Origin of the sequence: Brachybacterium tyrofermentans, from assembly GCF_039526165.1 — a bacterium.
Taxonomy (GTDB): domain Bacteria; phylum Actinomycetota; class Actinomycetes; order Actinomycetales; family Dermabacteraceae; genus Brachybacterium; species Brachybacterium tyrofermentans.
In genome coordinates this window covers 35,651-51,524 of record NZ_BAAAIR010000034.1, presented here as the reverse complement: position 1 = coordinate 51,524, position 15,874 = coordinate 35,651, and the positions used below count along the sequence as shown (strand labels likewise).

General features: G+C 70.0%; 14 protein-coding genes. 5 read left to right on the top strand and 9 right to left on the bottom strand.

Annotated elements, in window-relative coordinates; all coding sequences use genetic code 11:
* Positions 1–32: 32 nt before the first annotated feature.
* The 3 genes from ABD093_RS07885 to ABD093_RS07875 form a co-directional block, all read right to left on the bottom strand.
* Entirely contained in the window at positions 33–1,043 is a 1,011-nt protein-coding gene (locus ABD093_RS07885; RefSeq protein WP_193118049.1) for an inorganic phosphate transporter, read from the bottom strand.
* Positions 1,044–1,667 carry a DUF47 domain-containing protein gene (locus ABD093_RS07880; RefSeq protein ID WP_193118048.1) on the bottom strand — a complete coding sequence of 208 codons (624 nt, stop codon included), beginning with the start codon at positions 1,665–1,667 and terminating at the stop codon, positions 1,044–1,046.
* A gap of 276 nt (positions 1,668–1,943) precedes the next feature.
* The gene (locus ABD093_RS07875; RefSeq protein ID WP_193118047.1) at positions 1,944–2,570 is read right to left on the bottom strand and encodes a hypothetical protein; all 627 of its coding nucleotides are present in this window, start codon (positions 2,568–2,570) and stop codon (positions 1,944–1,946) included.
* A gap of 142 nt (positions 2,571–2,712) precedes the next feature.
* On the opposite strand from ABD093_RS07875, the gene ABD093_RS07870 reads away from it, so the two are divergent.
* Positions 2,713–3,372 (top strand): PH domain-containing protein, encoded by a 660-nt coding sequence (locus ABD093_RS07870; RefSeq protein WP_193118046.1) that lies wholly within the window; start codon positions 2,713–2,715, stop codon positions 3,370–3,372.
* A gap of 31 nt (positions 3,373–3,403) precedes the next feature.
* Positions 3,404–4,009, top strand: a complete 606-nt coding sequence (locus ABD093_RS07865) for a DUF4126 domain-containing protein (RefSeq protein ID WP_193118045.1) — start codon at positions 3,404–3,406, stop codon at positions 4,007–4,009.
* A gap of 93 nt (positions 4,010–4,102) precedes the next feature.
* Here the strand turns inward: ABD093_RS07865 and ABD093_RS07860 are convergent, their stop codons facing one another.
* Positions 4,103–4,795 carry a hypothetical protein gene (locus ABD093_RS07860; RefSeq protein ID WP_343923545.1) on the bottom strand — a complete coding sequence of 231 codons (693 nt, stop codon included), beginning with the start codon at positions 4,793–4,795 and terminating at the stop codon, positions 4,103–4,105.
* 166 nt (positions 4,796–4,961) lie between these two features.
* Between ABD093_RS07860 and ABD093_RS07855 the strand changes: the two genes are divergently transcribed.
* Positions 4,962–6,125: an ROK family protein gene (locus ABD093_RS07855; RefSeq protein WP_343923543.1), complete on the top strand. Its 1,164-nt coding sequence runs from the start codon at positions 4,962–4,964 to the stop codon at positions 6,123–6,125.
* A 151-nt stretch (positions 6,126–6,276) separates the two neighbouring features.
* On the opposite strand, the gene ABD093_RS07850 is transcribed toward ABD093_RS07855, so the two are convergent.
* The 4 genes from ABD093_RS07850 to ABD093_RS07835 all read right to left on the bottom strand — a co-directional run bounded on the left by ABD093_RS07850 (position 6,277) and on the right by ABD093_RS07835 (position 11,936).
* Positions 6,277–7,722, bottom strand: coding sequence for an ABC transporter substrate-binding protein (locus ABD093_RS07850; RefSeq protein ID WP_343923541.1), 1,446 nt, complete (start codon positions 7,720–7,722; stop codon positions 6,277–6,279).
* A 10-nt stretch (positions 7,723–7,732) separates the two neighbouring features.
* Complete coding sequence (locus ABD093_RS07845) at positions 7,733–8,704, bottom strand: carbohydrate ABC transporter permease (protein WP_193118041.1); 972 nt, start codon at positions 8,702–8,704, stop codon at positions 7,733–7,735.
* Positions 8,705–8,718: 14 nt separating this feature from the next.
* Entirely contained in the window at positions 8,719–9,630 is a 912-nt protein-coding gene (locus ABD093_RS07840; protein ID WP_193118040.1) for a carbohydrate ABC transporter permease, read from the bottom strand.
* A gap of 62 nt (positions 9,631–9,692) precedes the next feature.
* On the bottom strand, positions 9,693–11,936 hold the full coding sequence (locus tag ABD093_RS07835; RefSeq protein ID WP_343923537.1) for an alpha-galactosidase: 2,244 nt from the start codon (positions 11,934–11,936) through the stop codon (positions 9,693–9,695).
* 363 nt (positions 11,937–12,299) lie between these two features.
* Between ABD093_RS07835 and ABD093_RS07830 the strand changes: the two genes are divergently transcribed.
* Entirely contained in the window at positions 12,300–13,511 is a 1,212-nt protein-coding gene (locus ABD093_RS07830) for a pyridoxal phosphate-dependent aminotransferase (protein ID WP_343923535.1), read from the top strand.
* 767 nt (positions 13,512–14,278) lie between these two features.
* Positions 14,279–15,094 carry an endonuclease domain-containing protein gene (locus ABD093_RS07825; protein WP_343923533.1) on the top strand — a complete coding sequence of 272 codons (816 nt, stop codon included), beginning with the start codon at positions 14,279–14,281 and terminating at the stop codon, positions 15,092–15,094.
* A gap of 366 nt (positions 15,095–15,460) precedes the next feature.
* Here the strand turns inward: ABD093_RS07825 and ABD093_RS07820 are convergent, their stop codons facing one another.
* Entirely contained in the window at positions 15,461–15,850 is a 390-nt protein-coding gene (locus ABD093_RS07820; protein WP_343923531.1) for a DUF1304 domain-containing protein, read from the bottom strand.
* Positions 15,851–15,874: the final 24 nt, after the last annotated feature.

The window sequence follows — 15,874 nt, the reverse complement described above, 5'->3', positions numbered from 1 at the left end:
GGTGAGGTGAGGTGAGGTGAGGTGAGGGGAGGTCAGCCCAGTTCGAGCAGCACGCCGGCCAGCGCCGCCGCGAGCAGAGCCGTCACGATCGGCGTCAGCAGCCACACCGCGACCATCGTGCGTGCCACGCGCCAGCGCACCTGACGCGGCCCCACCGCGACCCCGGCGCCGACGACGCCCGACGCGAGGCCGTGCGAGGTGGAGACGGGGGACTCCAGTCCGAAGATCGCCACCGACATCGACAGCACCGAGGAGCCCTCCGCGGCCAGGCCCTGGGCGACGGAGAGATCGGTGAGGCGGCGGCCGATGGTGCGGATGATGCGATGCCCGCCCAGGAAGGTGCCGGCCGCGACGGCGACCGCCACGGCCACCATCATCGGCAGGGCGGCGCCGAAGGACAGGTCGGAGACGGAGGCCGCGACGACGATCACGGCGAGGGGGAGACGGGCATCGCTGAGGCCGTGCCCGGTGGCGACCGCGCCGGCGGTGACCGTCTGGGCGAATCGCAGGTGCGCGACGCGAAGGCGCTCGTCGCGCGCCAGGGCGAGGATCCCCTGCATCACCAGATAGGATACGAGCACCGCGGTCAGCGGACCGACGATCGAGCCGATGACGATCACCACCAGTCGATCCCAGGCGGCGGCCGCCCCGATGGCCAGGGACGCCCCGATCACGCTCCCGTAGAAGGCGTGCCAGGTGGAGGAGGGCATCCCGATCCACCAGGTCAGCAGCTCCCAGCACAGGGTGGCGAGCAGGATCGCCACCAGGCCGGCGCCCAGCACGTCGGGCGTTCCGGCGGTCGAGGCGGCGAGCTCGCCCAGCCCCAGAAGGTGCAGCGCCCATGGAGCGGTCACGGCCAGCAGGAGCATCCCCAGCAGCGCTCCGAGCAGGTTCAGGATCGCCGCCATCCCCAGGGCCGTGGACTCTCGCAGGGACCGGGTGGTGATGGCGGTGGAGACCGCGTTGGAGGCGTCATGGAATCCGTTGACGAACGCCATCGCGAGCGCGAGGAGGACCACCAGGGCGAGAAGTGCCGGGGTCACTCAGGCGTCCTTGACGCGCAGCAGATCGGCCAGGCGCCCTGTGTGCTCCTGCAGCTCGATCGTGCGCCCCATGGACGCGGTGATGTCGCGCAGGGGGAGCAGGTCGGTGGACGCTCCGCCGCGCTGGTAGAGCTCGCCCAGGGCCTGGCGGACCAGCCGGTCCCCCTGCCGTTTGAGCTTGCGGATCTGCGGGTAGTAGTCGCCCATGTCCCGCACGCGGTTCAGCGTCCAGGTCGCGACGACCGTGAGCTCGGCCGCCCGTTCGATGCCCTTGGCCGCTTCGAGCAGGGGTGTGGGCAGGGCGCCGACCCGGGAGACGACCAGCAGCTCAGCCGTGTTCTCCATGGCCGCGACGGTGTCGGCCAGGGTGAGGGCGAGGTCGTAGAGCAGCTCCGCCTCGTACGGCGTGATCAGCGACTGCGCCAGGCGCTGCGCGATCCTCAGGCACAGCTCCTCGGCGCGGGACGCCTGGTCGTGCAGCACGGGCGCGATGCGGGTGCGCTCGCGGTATCCGTGGCCGAGCAGCCGGGAATGGGTGTCGGTGGCTTGGACCAGGAGCTCGGCGAGTTCGCTGAACAGGTCCGTCATCGAGCGTTCGACGCGACGCGGGAAGAGCTGCACCACCTCAGGTCTCCTCCTTGCGCCGTGGGGCGCGGTACCCGGTGCCGATCGCCGCTGGCGTAGGGCGTCGGCATGCTCGCGATGCTGGAGCGCCGGACCGGGATGCGCCTGTCGGCGCGAAGGCCGCTCGAAGCGGCAAATGTTGGAGCCCGGGGCAACCGCGGCCCGACGCCCGTTCATCGTAGGGCACTCACGGGCCGGGCATCCACCCGTCACCCGGGCTGGAATGGCATGTGCCACGTCTGCGGCGATGCACAGCCCGGACGCATGGCTCCGGGTTCAGTCCAGTCGGCCGGCCTCGGCGTGACGGCCGGCCATCGCGAGCTCCTCGCCCGTGCTCAGCAGCCGCTCCGCCTGCCGGGTGCGCTGGGGGCCGGGATCCTCATCGGCCAGCTGGGCGGTGCCATGGGCGACGATCGTGGCGACCGCCCCGGCGCGGGTCAGCGCGAGGGCGAGGTCGCCGGTGAACGCCCCGCGCAGGATGTCGTCCATCGTGCGCTGGACCTGCTGAACGTCCGGCGGCTCGGCGAATCCGGAGAGATAGCGCAACCCCGGGATGGTGCGCGAGCCGGCCCGGTAGCGGTGCACGACATCCTCGCCGCTGTGCTGGACCCAGGTATGCAGCACGTAGAGCCGCCACAGGGCACCGGGCAGGGTGCTCGCGGGCGATCCGGACCAGAGGGCGGCCAGGTCCGAGAGACCATCCTGCGCGGCCAGCCGCAGGACCCGTTCGACGACCTCGGGGTCCGAGCTGTGGAACACCCCGTCCAGGAGGGCCTGCGCCGAGTCATGGGCGAGATCCGTCGAGGTCGAGGGATCCGGGTCGCCGGGGATGGCTTCCGCGGTCGAGGGGAACAGGGAGGCCGGACGACGGAATCGGGGAGAGCTGGATCCAGGGGAGGACATGCTGTGAACTCTACGGCGAGCGACCGGACGCTGGCACCGGACCGGTGGCGCACCGCACGGCTCCGAGGCCCGTTCCGTCCGGTGCATGAGGTGGGGAGTTCAGCCCATCGACCCTGCGCAGAGGCCGGAATAGCCTGCGAGAATGACTATTCCGCGGCACCTCGACCCCGAGCCGGGGGTCCGTACTCTCCTGCCCGACTACTCGCGCAGCGCGGCGACGGTGGAACGGATGGTCGGCACCCTCCAGCAGGAGCCGACAGCACGGGGGAGGACCAGCCGCCGCATCGCCAGGACGGTGCGCCCGGCAGACGCGATGCGGGACACGCTGCTGCGGTCCGTGGTCTCCGCGCTCGCCCTCGGCAGCGCGCTGGTGATGGGGGTGGCGGCCGTGCTCCTGTGGACGACGACGGAGGACGGCCACGCTCCGGGCATCGGCCTGCTGCTGGTGCTGCTCGCGCTCCTCGGAGCGGCGACGCTCAGCGGCCTGCTGGGGATCCGGTTCGGACTGGTCGCCCTCGCGACCGCGAGGTCGCGCCTGCAGATCTCCGAGGAGGGTCTGCGGGTGGTCGGGGCGCTGCGGACCCGGGACGTGCCGTGGAGCAGGATCGTCGCGGTCGAGTCACGGGTGATCCATCCGGTGCACTGGCTGACCGTCGGCCTGCGGCTGCGCGACGGCGCCCGCATCGTCGTTCCCGCCCTGGACCGCCACATCTGGTCCTACACTCGGCCTTCCGGACAGGTCGTCCGTGCACTGCGTGCGGAGCTGCGCCGGCGGGAACGGGCAGCACGGGGCAGGCTCTGAGGGGCTGACACGAAGGGGCGGGGAGACGGCGATGGAAGCACTGCTGATGACGCTGGGATCCGGATGGGTGAGCGGGATCAGGCCCTACTTCATGGCCTTCCTGCTCGGGCTCGCCGGGCGCCTCTTCGACCTCGAGCAGGTCCCTGACGTCCTGCAGCGCACCGACCTGCTGGTCATCACCGCGATCCTGCTGCTGGTCGACTTCGCGGCCGACAAGATCGCCTTCTTCGACTCCTTCTGGGATCAGCTGCATACGGTGATCCGCCCGATCGCCGGTGGCGCGATCGGGTTCCTGCTGGGCGGCGAGACGGACACGACGACAGCGATCGTCATGGCCGTGATCGGTGCGGCGGCCGCCTTCGGTGCGCATGCGGCGAAGTCCACCGCGCGAGCCGCGGTCAACGTGTCCCCGGAGCCGGTCTCCAACGCCGTGGTCTCGACCGGTGAGGACGTCGCGGCGCTGGTCGTCGGAGGCCTGACGATCCTGCTGCCCGCGGTCGCCGCCGTGCTGGCACTCGTCCTGCTCGCCGCGGGGATCTACCTCATCTACCGGGTGCACAAGCTCTACCGGAACCTGCGCGGCAGGCTGCGCACCGCTCGCGCCGAGCGCACGACGGGGCTCGATCCCGCGCCCTGACCCGCGGGTTCAGGGGGAATCAGGCTGGCTCCCCGTCGGGCTCAGGCTGGCTATCAGCCGGGCTCAGCCGGGCTCAGCCGGGCTCAGCCGGGCTCAGGCGGTCGGAGCGGCCGGTGCTGAGCTGGCGCCGTCGGCCCACAGCTGGCGCACGGCGTCGGCGACTGCGTCCCGGGAGATGTCCGAGACGGTGAGGATCCCCTCGTCGTCGAGCGGGAGATGCCCGGACCGCCAGGTGCCGTCGGCCTCGGCGTGGAGCATCATCGGGGTCTCGTCCTCGGGCGTCGCGATGTCCTTGCGGCGCAGCGAGACGGTGCGCTCAGCCCCCTCGTCGAGGAAGGCGGTGACGATGTCGGCCACCGAGGCCGGGACGTGCGCCGGATCGGGCAGGGCGGAGACCACGAAGGAATCCAGCTCGTCCTGCGTGAGCATGAGCACTGCGTCGTCCGCCTTGATGACGAAGGCCATCCGCATGGCCTCGCCCTCGGCGAGGGCGAGGCCCAGCCAACGATCGGCGGAGGTCAGCGCGCTCGCAACGATCTGGCCCTCCTCGCCGAGCAGCCACTGGCCGTCGTCCGAGCGCTCGACCTTCCCGCGTGCCCGCAGCCCGGACGTGACCGCGGCGGTGATGAACTCCTGCGCGGCCTCGGGGGCGCGGCGCAGACCGACCTGCTCACGGGTGATCGCCCCGTTCTGCGTGGGGCGCAGCGCCAGCATGAAGTCGATCTCGTAAGCCGTGTAGATCGTGGGCTGATCGTCCGTCGCGGCGTCCGTCGAAGTCTCGCTCATGGGGTCCCCTGCTGCATGTCGTGGAGTCATTCCGGCGCCTCGGGCGAGGGTCCGGCGGTCTGGGAGGAAGCATGTCAGATGGCGAGGACATGATCCACAGGATCCCGATGCCCGGGGAAGGCAGGACAGCACGCGGGAAGCGGTCCACGCCGGATAAGCTCGGGCTATGCAGGGCAGTCACGAGGAGCACAGCGCAGGGCCGGACGTCGTCGCCGACCTCGGCACCGAGAGCATGCGCGCCGTCTACCGTGACCTGCTGCGCTTCGGTCCCCGCTCCCGCAGCGAGCTCACCAAGCGGCTGGGCCTGTCGGCGCCCACCGTCACGAGGGTCACCCGCGACCTGCTGGACCACGATCGCCTGCACCCGCTCACCGCCGTGGTGCGCCCCAAGGGACGCCCCCATGAGCCCCTCGACATCGTGGAGAACCGCGGCCCGCGCTTCATCGGCGTCAAGGTCACGGCGCAGGAGGTCCACGCCGTGGTCACCACCGTGCGCGGCAACGTGCTCGAGGAGCTCGTGATCCCGCTCGAGGACAGCTCCCCGGACGAGCTCGTCGAGGCGATCCTTACCCCGGTCGAGGCCCTCCTCGAGGCGCATCCGCACGTCGCCGGGATCGGGGTGAGCCTGGGCGGCCTGGTGGCCGGACGACGCACCGTCGTCTCCGCGCACCTCCTTGGATGGCAGAGCCCGGTCGAGCTCGCCGCCGTGCTCGAAGCCCGGGTGCAGCTGCCCGTCGTGGTCGAGAACGACCTGGTCGCGATGATCAACGGCCTGCACTGGTTCGGGATCGGCCGTGCCTACAGCTCCTTCGGCGTGCTCACGATCGGCGCCGGCGTGGGCTTCGGCACCGTGATCGACGGGCGGGTCGTCGAGGGTCGGAATCACATGGCGGGCCTCACCGGCCGGCTCGCCGTGAGCCATGACGCCCACGGTGAGCCGCTCGCGATCCGCGACGTGGCCAGCACCGAGGCCGTCGTGCGCGCGGCCCGGGCACGAGGCGTGCTCGCCGCCGACGAGGGGATCGACGAGCTGCGCGCCCTGGTCCTCGCCGGGGATCGGGCCGCGCGGGAGATCGCCGAGGACCTGGCCCGCGCCGTCGCGCTCGCCGCGGGCAGCCTGGTCGCCGTGATCGATCCCCAGGCGATCGTGCTCGGCGGCGAGAACGTGGACCTGGTCAGGGCGGTGTTCCCGATCTTCGAGGAGGCCCTGGAGCGGGCCCTCGCCCGCGGGCAGCAGGGCCTCGTGGTGCGCACCCTCAGCGGGGACTTCGACGAGTGGGCCCGGGGCGCGGCCGTGATCGGCATCCAGGAGTTCGTCGGCGTCCCCTGAGCGCCGTCCGACCCGCCGGCTCCGGCGCGACCGCCGGGGACCCGCCGGCGCGCGAGCTGCTGGCACCCGGACCTCGGACGACGGAACGGCCGACGCCCTCGCCGGCGTCGGCCGTTCCGTCACGCGGTCAATGCATCACCCGATCACTCGATCACTCGAACAGGGCGTTGACCCGGTCGTTGTAGGAGGCGAAGTCCGCCCCGTCGAGCTGCCGCATCCAGCACTGGTCGAAGGCCGCCTGCATGGTCTGCATGATCGCGGCGGAGTTCTCCACCAGCGGGTACAGGCCGGTCTCACCATTGGCCACCCGGTCCGTGAACGGGGTGACGTCCAGTCCCTCCTCGGCGAAGGCCTCGATCGCCGCCTCGGTGCCGACATCGGTCGACGGGAAGAACGGGGCGCGCTCGCCGATGACCTGCTGGGCGTCGTCGGAGGCCAGGAAGGCGATCAGGCGGGCGGCCTCCTCCTTGTTGTCGGACTGGGAGGAGATCGAGTCCCCGAGCCCGTTGAACATCGACATCGGCGTGCCGACGGGGCCCGAGGGGAGCGGGGCGATGCCCAGCTCCATGCCCTCCATGTTGTTGAAGGTCGTGATCATCCACGAGCCGGCCAGTGACAGCGCCGCCTTGCCGGTCTGCACCTGGGTCTGCGTGGGGCTGGAGTCGCCGAACACGCCGAAGGGCGGGAAGAGCCCCTTGTCGACGAGACCGAAGTACCAGTCCATGGTGGCCGCGAAGCGCTCGTCGTCGTAGTTGAAATGCGTTCCCCAGGTGTCCGCATCCGTGAACGTCCACCCGGTCGAGTAGGCGAAGGGGGACCAGCTGGTCTGGCCCGTGTAGTCGATCCCGCTGTCGGCGGCCATGCCGTAGCGGGCCACGTTCTTCGGGTCGAAGCCGTCCTCGTCGCCGCGCACGCCGTTCGCGTCCAGGGTGAGCCGGGCCAGCATCTTCTCGAAGCTGCCGCCGTCCTCGGGATTCCAGTCCAGATCCTCGAGGTCCTCCGGGGTGAGCCCCTCCTCCTCGAGCATCGTCCTGTCGTACATGACCGCGATCGTGTCGTAGTCCTTGGGCATCCCGTACCGCTTGCCGTCCTGGCCGGTCCACAGCTCCTGCAGACCGTCCTGGAACTGCGTGGCCGGGATGTCGTCGAGCGGTCCCAGGCCATCCAGCGGAGCGATCACCCCGAGCTTGAGGAACTCCGGGTAGCGGGCGAGGTGATCGGCGAAGGCGTCGGGACCGGCCTCCGCCACGAAGCTCGCCGTCAGCTTCGTCCAGTAGTCGTCCCAGCCCAGCTGGGTGACGCGCACGAAGACATCGGGATTCTTCTCCATGAAGAGATCGATCGCGGCCGAGTAGGCGGGGAGCTGGTTTGCGTCCCACAGCCAGTAGTCGATCTGGGTGGCTCCCGCCGGGGCGGAGGCGCCTCCGCAGGCGGACAGCGCTCCGGCCGCGGTGGCACCGGCGGCCAGGGCCGCAGAGCCCTGCAGCAGGCGCCGACGGGACAGGGATCGTCCGTCGGCCCGGGGCACGGCTGTCGGAGGGGTGGAGGGGGACGGGGCGGTGCGAGCAGTGCGTGCTCGGTGGATCGGGGAGTTCATCTGGGGCACCTCACTTGATCCCGCTGAAACCGATGGAGTTGACGATCTTCTTCGCGAAGAGCGCGAAGAGGATCAGCATGGGGGCGGCGGCGACCAGCGTCGCGGCCATCAGGCCCGACCAGTCGGGGCCGGTGCCGGGCGCCTGGGCCCGGAAGACGCCGAGCGCGACGGTGAGCACGCGGGACTGATCGGTGTAGGACACCATCAGCGACCAGAAGTACTCGTTCCACGCGGACATGTAGGTCAGCAGGGCGAGGGTGGCCAGCGGGGCGCTGGACATCGGCAGGATGAGCATGAAGAACACGCGCGCCTTGCTCGCCCCGTCGATCAGGGCGGCCTCCTCGACCTCGCGGGAGATGTTGTTGAAGAACTGGCGCAGGAAGAAGATCGCGAAGCTCGAGATGAACAGCGTGGGCAGCATGATGCCGAGCAGCGTGTCGACCAGGCCGAGGTTCTTGATCAGGATGAAGTTGGGCAGCAGGGTGAAGATCTGCGGGATCATCAGCGAGCCCAGGAAGATCATGAACACCGTCTCGCGGCCGCGCCAGCGCAGTCGCGAGAACGCGTAGGCCGCCATCGCGCAGGAGAAGGTCTGCACGACGGTCACGGCGGTCGCGACGATGACGGAGTTCAGCAGGTAGCGCCAGAAGTTGATCGAGGCGCCGCTGCCGCCCTGGGAGATCGCGGTCTCGACGTCCTGCAGGCCGAAGACGCGCTCGAAGCCGCCGGCGTTCATCCCGACCGGCAGCAGGCTGCCGGGATCGGTGGCCAGGGCGTTGTTGCTGGACAGCGCCGTGCGGAGCATCCAGTAGAAGGGGAACAGGGTGATCAGCAGGAAGATCACCATCACGGCCCAGGCCGCGATCTTCCCCCAGGGGATCGGCTTCTTCGGCCGCTGGATGGTGCGACCGGTGGGGTCGCTGGAGTTCGTGGGGCCGGCGGTGCCGGGGCTGCCGGTGACGGGGTGCGATGTGGTGGTCATGGTGTCCTCTCCCGTCAGTCCAGGTCCGACTGTCCGGCCTTGGTCAGCCAGTACTGCGTGAACGTGATGACCATGAGGATCACCAGGAGCGCGACGGACAGGGCCGAGGCGTAGCCGAACTCGTACTGGGCGAAGGCGTTCTCATAGATGTACATCTGCAGCACCTTCGAGGCGTCGGCCGGACCGCCCTGGGTGGTCACGGAGATCGTGTCGAACACCTGGAACGAGCCGATGATCGTCATGATCAGCACCAGCGCCAGGATCGGGCGCAGCAGCGGCAGGGTGATGCGACGGAACTGGGTGATCTCGCCGGCCCCCTCGGTGCGCGCCGCCTCGTAGAGATGGGTGGGGATGGACTGCAGGCCCGCGAACAGCAGCAGCGCCGTATAGCCCATGTGGCGCCACACGTTGACCAGCGCGACGGTCGGGATCACCCAGGTCTCGCTGGACCAGAAGGAGACCGGGTCGAAGCCGATCCAGGTCAGGAAGATGTTGAAGATGCCCAGCTGGGTGTCGAGGATCCACAGGAACGTGATCGCCGCGACCACGTTGGAGACCAGGTACGGGGTCAGCACGAGGGAGCGCAGGATCGTGGACTGGGTCAGGCGCTGCATGAGCACCGCGATCAGCAGGGCCACGACCGTCTGCACGCCGATGTTGATCAGCACGTACAGCACCGTGACCTTGAGGGACTTCCAGAAGATCGGGTCGGCGATCAGCCGCTGATAGTTCTCGAGCCCGATCCACTGGGGCGGGGTGAGGGTCGTGTACTCCGTGAAGGAGTAGTACAGGCCGGTCAGCAGCGGCCACACGAGGAACACCAGGAGGCCGACGGTCGCTGGCGCGATGAACAGCAGCGCCAGCTTCGTGTCGTCCTTCCGTCGGCGTCTCGGGGCCGACCGCGTCGACGTCGTCGCGGTGGACATGGCTACCTTCTTTCGTCGGACGGAGCCGGACGTCCCGGCTCCGTGCGTACAGCGCGTGGAGGTCAGGAGGCCTCTGCGCGGGTGATGTCGATCAGGAGCGCCTGCTCGGGATCGAGGAGCGGGGTGGCGAGGCCGGAGACCATGAGGGCCGCGCCGGGGAGGAGGAGGCCGCCGTCCTCGGCGGACTCCCGGGCCAGCTGCATCCAGCGCGGCGGGATGAGGCTGCTGGTGCGGGCGTCGGTCGCCAGCGGCAGGACGCGGTAGATGGCCTCGGGGTCGAGCCCGGGGAGGCGGAGCCGGTCGTGCTGCGAACGGTCGGAGCGGCCGACGGCGGCGAGGGTGAACAGGGCACGGTCGCGCTGCGGGGAGACGACGCCGTGCAGCCACAGCGGGCTGTCGCCGCGATCGGCGCGCACCAGGTCGCCGGTGAACAGCAGGTCGCGGCGGTCCTTGTAGAGGGTGATCCAGGAGCGCAGCGCGGCGGTCTCCTCCGCGCTCGCCTGCGTGAGGTCCCATTCGATGCCGAGGTGGCCGAACAGGGCGCTCGCGGCGCGGAAGTCGAGGGTGTGCAGGCGCCCCGTGGTGTGGGAGCGGCCCGAGGCGATGTGGCTGCCCATGAGCTCGAGCGGGACGAGCTGCGAGGTCCAGCGGTTCATCTGGTGGCGGTCCAGGGGGTCGATGCAGTCCGAGACCCACACCCGGTCGGTGCGCTCGAGCACCTCGAGGTCCACGCGGGCGCCACCGGAGGAGCAGGACTCGATCTCGAGCCCGGGGTGGGCGGCCTTCAGCTCGTCCATCAGCCGGTAGGTGGCGAGGGTCTGGGCGTGGACGGCGGCGCGGCCGGTGCCGCGGGTGGCGGCTTCGAGCAGATCGCGGTTGTGGTCCCACTTGATGTAGCCGATGTCGTACGCGTCCAGCACCGCACCCATCTGCTCGCGCACGTGGGCGAAGGCCTCGGGGATCGACAGGTTCAGCACCTGCTGGTGGCGGGACTCCAGCGGGATCCGGTCGGGGGAGGGGGCCATGACCCACTCCGGGTGCGCCCGGGCCACGTCGGAGTCCTCGTTGACCATCTCGGGCTCGAACCAGAGGCCGAACTCCATGCCGCGGCCGGTGACGTGGTCGACCAGCGGGCCCAGTCCGCCCGGCCAGGCCTCGGCCGAGACGGTCCAGTCGCCGAGCCCGGAGGTGTCATCGCGACGGGATCCGAACCAGCCGTCGTCCAGCACGAACCGCTCCACGCCGAGATCGGCGGCGCGGTCGGCGAGGTCGGTGAGCCGGGCGAGATCGTGGTCGAAGTAGACGGCCTCCCACACGTTCAAGGTGACAGGCCGGTCGGTGTCCACATGGTGCGGTCGCGCGCGCAGGTGCCGGTGGAAGCGGGAGGCAACCTCGTCGAGCCCCTCGCCGTAGGAGGCATAGAGCCACGGGCCCGCGTAGGACTTGCCGGGATCCAGCACCGCCTCACCCGGCAGCAGGAGCTCGCCGCCGCCGAGGATCCGGCTGCCGGTGTTGACCTGCTCCGCGAGATGGCGGTGGTTGCCCGAGAACGCGGTGTGCACGCCCCAGACCTCGCCGTGGCGGAAGCCGAACCCGGGCCGCCCGGCGTGCAGCACATGGGCGGCGTCGGCCCCGGTGCGGCCCCGACGGTTCTCGCGCAGGTGGGTGCCGACGGTGAAGGCGCTGCGCTGCGGGGTGCGCTCCTTGGACCAGCGGCCGGCGAAGTCCAGCAGCTCATCGGCGTCGCCGGGCACGGGGACGGAGACGGTGAGCTCCTCCAGCGCGTACGGAACGTCTGCGGTGTTCGTGCAGGTGGCGCGCTGGCGCAGGAGGCCCGACGGGAGCAGCTCGATCTCGAGGGCGATCTCGAGCCCGAGCTCCTCGTCGGCCAGATCGGCGCGCACCAGCGCTGCACCGGCCTCGGCATGCGGGGTGGTCAGCAGGTCGCCGTCGAGGGAGATCGCGTGCGTGACCAGGCGCGGCGCCCATCCGGAGTCGTCGGGCCGTGAACCGGTCAGTCCCGGCCGGCCGATCCAGCCGTCGCACTGCTGAGGGATGATCGCGATGCGCAGCGGCACGTCGACGGCGTTGTGGGGGACCGGCTCGACGGCCGTCGCGCACACAGCCTCCAGACCCTCCGGACCGAGCGGCCCCAGGGCGGCGCCCCAGTGGGCGATGGCGGGTGAGCGGCCGTCGGTCACGTCCAGCACCACGGAGACCCCGGACGCCGTCAGGTGGATCCGCTGCGTGGAGCCCGGGCTGGGCGCGGTGACGGCTGTGCTGACAGGGGTCCTGCGTGGGGACATCGATGACCTCCGGGACGGGACGGGACGGGACGGGATGGTGCGGTGCGGTGCGGTGCGGTGCGGTGCGGTGCGGGATGGGGCGGGACAGGACAGGACAGGACAGGGCGGGACGGGTTGCGAACGCGGGGCGGCGGACGACGGATGGTGCCGCCGATCGAGATGGATCGACCGGGTGGAGGCCGCTCATGAGTCCGTTCTCGAGCGTTCCGTCGGCCGGCGTGCCGCCTTAACTGAAACCATGAAACTAAACACTTCGACGGACGTCAAGGGCTTCTCGGTGTTGCAGTGCGGTCACGGGATCTGCGGTCGGTCGTCCGGCGATATCCTGTGGCGACCCGACCCGACCAGGCCAGGAGCCCCCGAATGATCTTCACCCAGTCCTCCAAGCTGCGCGACGTGTGCTACGAGATCAGGGGACCGGTGCCTGCCGAGGCAGCTCGCATGGAGGCCGAGGGCCACGCGATCCTCAAGCTGAACATCGGCAACCCCGCGCCGTTCGGCTTCGAGGCGCCCGACGAGATCCTCGTCGACATGATCAAGAACCTGCCCACCGCGCAGGGCTACTCGGACTCCAAGGGCATCCCCGCGGCCCGTCGCGCCGTCGCGCAGTACTACCAGATGCGCGACATGCCCGGCATCGACCTCGACGACGTCTACCTCGGCAACGGTGTCTCCGAGCTGATCCAGATGGTGTGCCAGGGACTCGTCGACGACGGCGACGAGGTGCTCGTGCCGCAGCCGGACTACCCGCTGTGGACCGCCTCGGTGTCGCTGGCCGGCGGCCGCGCCGTGCACTACCGCTGCGATGAGGAGCAGCAGTGGTGGCCCGACGTCGAGGACATCGCCTCGAAGGTCACCGATCGCACCAAGGCCATCGTGGTCATCAACCCCAACAACCCCACCGGCTCCGTGTACCCCGAGCACGTGCTGCGCGACATCGTGGAGGTGGCCCGCACGCACGGCCTGATGATCTTGGCCGACGAGATCTACGACAAGATCCTGTACGACGACGCGGTCCACACCTCGATCGCCTCGCTCGCCCCGGATCTGCTGTCGATCACCTTCAACGGGCTCTCCAAGGCCTACCGGGTCGCCGGTTTCCGTGCGGGCTGGATGGCGCTGTACGGGCCGAAGGACGACGCGACCAGCTTCATCGAGGGCCTGGACGTGCTCTCGAACATGCGCCTGTGCCCGAACGTCCCGGCCCAGCACGTCGTCGCGACGGCGCTCGGCGGGCACCAGTCGATCAATCAGCTGCTGCTTCCCGGCGGGCGGCTGCGCGAGCAGCGCGACGTCGCCTACGAGGGTCTCAGTGCGATCGACGGTGTCAGCGTGATCAAGGCGCAGGGGGCGCTGTACATGTTCCCCAAGCTGGACCGCGAGATGTACGCCATCGAGGACGACGAGCAGTTCGCCTACGACCTGCTGCGTCAGCAGAAGCTGCTGGTCACCCACGGCACCGGCTTCAACCTCGACACCCCGGACCACTTCCGCCTGGTCACGCTGCCGTCCGCGGAGATGCTCGCGAACGCCGTGGATCGCATCGGCGACTACCTCGCCAGCATCCGCCGCTGAGCGTCGCGCCTGTGAGCGCCGACCCGCCGACCTGATGGCCCGTCGACCCGCTGGGCCGACCCGTCGACCCGCTGATCCGTTGGGCCGTTGGGCCGTTGGGCCGACCCGCTGATCCGTTGGGCCGACCCGCTGATCCGTTGGGCCGTTGGGCCGTTGGGCCGTTGGGCCGACCCGCTGATCCGTTGGGCCGACCCGCTGACCCATCCTCAGAGTCCCGTTTCGCCTCGCCCGTTGACCGATTCCACTGTTTCGTAACGCTGGCGGGACGTTCTCGTGGATTGGTTCGGCGCGTCGGCCCTGGCCCGGCGCTTGACGACCGGGCGCTGGGGACTGGGTGCCTCGTTCCTCCTGCCCCGGGCCCCGCGCCGGGTGCCGTGCTCCGTGCCCCGCTCTGGGTGCCGCGTGCCCCATGCGGTGCCTGTTCCTCGTGCCCCGGTCCGGTCTCCGGGTGCCGATTCCACTGATTCGTGACGTTGGCGGGACGTTCTCGTGTATTGGTTCGGCGCGCCGGCCCGGACTCCGCGCTCGGTGGACTGGCGTGTGCTCGTCTTTCCTCCCCAGTGGATCTTGTCCACTGCGGGGGCCGCAGCAGTCTCTGCGACCCACCGAGTTCCTACTGTCGGGGGATGAGCAGCAGTGCGGGCAGTACTGGAGGAATCATTCCGCCGGGTCGAGTGTTCACGCGCGTCGGGATGCTCAGGATGGGGGTGAGTACCCGAAGGCTGTCGAGCCCCGAGTTCCGGCGTGTGCTCCCCGGGTGCTACACCGTGGACGCACAGCCGGCCGGGGTCCGAGAGGTGGCGCGGATCCTCCAGAGGAGAGTGATCCCCGGAAGTCTCATCTGCCACGTCACGGCGGCAGAGCTCCTGGGGCTCCCGCTGCCGGAGAAGCTCACCTGGGAGGGCGGCGCGACCATCCACTGCACGGTTCAGCCCGAGCAGAAACGAGGCTCGGCGCGGAAGCTCACGGTCCACGTGCGCAGGGATCGTCCGTCACTCGTCGTCGACGGAGTCACGGTGGAGCATCCGTTCTCCGTACTGCTGGATCTGGCGCCCTTGCTCAGCCATGACGAGCTCGTGGCCTGCATCGACTCCCTGGGATCACGGATTCGAGTATCGGGCGGGCTCACGGTGGATGCAGTGCGGACAGCGTGCCGGGGACGGCGTGCGCGCGGTATTCGTGCGCTGAGGGCGGCCGTCCGTGATGCTCGGGACTGGGTCGACTCGCCGCGCGAGACCACCACGCGTCTGATGGTGATCCGAGCGGGGTATCCCGAGCCCGAGACGAACCGTCCGGTCCGTGACCCGGTGACCGGCAAGGAGTACTGGATCGATCTCGCGTACCCCGCGTGGAAGATTGCGATCGAGTACGACGGCAAGCGGCATTTCACGGAAGAGCAGGCTCGGAAGGATCACGCGAAGGACGAGCTGCTGCACCGAGATGGATGGGCGGTCCTGCGGATCACCGTGGAGGACCATAAGGACTCCAAGGACTTCTTCGCCCTGCTGGACGAAGCCATCAGAACTGCCGAACAGCGGATCAGAGCCCACAGCGAAGCTGTCGACCAACGGCCGGCGGCGTGATCCGGGCGGAGCTGGCCGCTGGTGCCCGGTGTCAGGTGACGGATCTGCGGTGCGAGGTACACGATGCCAGGGGACGGATCCGCGGTGCGAGGTGCCCGGTGGTCGTGACGTTCCGTGCAGTGCAGGATCGGTTCACCGGGAGGATGCGGCGATTCCCTTGATTCGCTTCATGAGCGAAGCGGATCAAGGGAATCGATGAGGCGGGCGGGGAGTGTCTGCTTCTCGGTCGGGGGCGCGGGGTTTGTCTGCTCATGCGCGAGAGAGCGAGCGGGCGAGCTTGCCGGGCCCCTGGTGATCCGGTGACCCGGTGAGCGAATGGCGCGGGCCAGCTTGCCGGTGGGCGAGTGGGGCCGAGCACGCCTCCGGTCAGAGCGCGAGGGAGATCAGCAGCGTGATCACGGCGAGCAGCGGGAGCGTTCCCTGCTTCACCGCGGCTCCCCGATGCGTGGGGGAGCTGAGCAGCAGCACGGTCGCCGCGGCGAGCATGCACCCGGTGCCGGCGAGCATGAGCGTGATGCCCACCGTGGTCACCCCAGCCACGGCGAGAACTGCGCCGAGCGCCGCGAGCACCGCGAGGAACAGGTTGTAGAACCCCTGGTTGAACGCCAGGTCGTGAGTCGCGGAGGCCTCCGCGGCGCTCTGCTCCCCGAACACCTTCTGGGCGCGGGGCGTACCCCACAGGAGCGACTCCAGGGCGAAGATGAACCCGTGGAGCAGTGCCGCGGCCAGAGCCAGGATCGATCCGAGAACGAGCACAGCATCCTCCAGGGGAGTGATCAG

Excerpts from the sequence above, each read along its gene's own strand:
- ABD093_RS07875 (WP_193118047.1), bottom strand. The coding sequence starts at position 2,570 with ATGTCCTCCCCTGGATCCAGCTCTCCCCGATTCCGTCGTCCGGCCTCC.
- ABD093_RS07870 (WP_193118046.1), top strand. The coding sequence starts at position 2,713 with ATGACTATTCCGCGGCACCTCGACCCCGAGCCGGGGGTCCGTACTCTC.
- ABD093_RS07865 (WP_193118045.1), top strand. The coding sequence starts at position 3,404 with ATGGAAGCACTGCTGATGACGCTGGGATCCGGATGGGTGAGCGGGATC.
- ABD093_RS07860 (WP_343923545.1), bottom strand. The coding sequence starts at position 4,795 with ATGAGCGAGACTTCGACGGACGCCGCGACGGACGATCAGCCCACGATC.
- ABD093_RS07855 (WP_343923543.1), top strand. The coding sequence starts at position 4,962 with ATGCAGGGCAGTCACGAGGAGCACAGCGCAGGGCCGGACGTCGTCGCC.
- ABD093_RS07850 (WP_343923541.1), bottom strand. The coding sequence starts at position 7,722 with ATGAACTCCCCGATCCACCGAGCACGCACTGCTCGCACCGCCCCGTCC.
- ABD093_RS07845 (WP_193118041.1), bottom strand. The coding sequence starts at position 8,704 with ATGACCACCACATCGCACCCCGTCACCGGCAGCCCCGGCACCGCCGGC.
- ABD093_RS07840 (WP_193118040.1), bottom strand. The coding sequence starts at position 9,630 with ATGTCCACCGCGACGACGTCGACGCGGTCGGCCCCGAGACGCCGACGG.
- ABD093_RS07835 (WP_343923537.1), bottom strand. The coding sequence starts at position 11,936 with ATGTCCCCACGCAGGACCCCTGTCAGCACAGCCGTCACCGCGCCCAGC.
- ABD093_RS07830 (WP_343923535.1), top strand. The coding sequence starts at position 12,300 with ATGATCTTCACCCAGTCCTCCAAGCTGCGCGACGTGTGCTACGAGATC.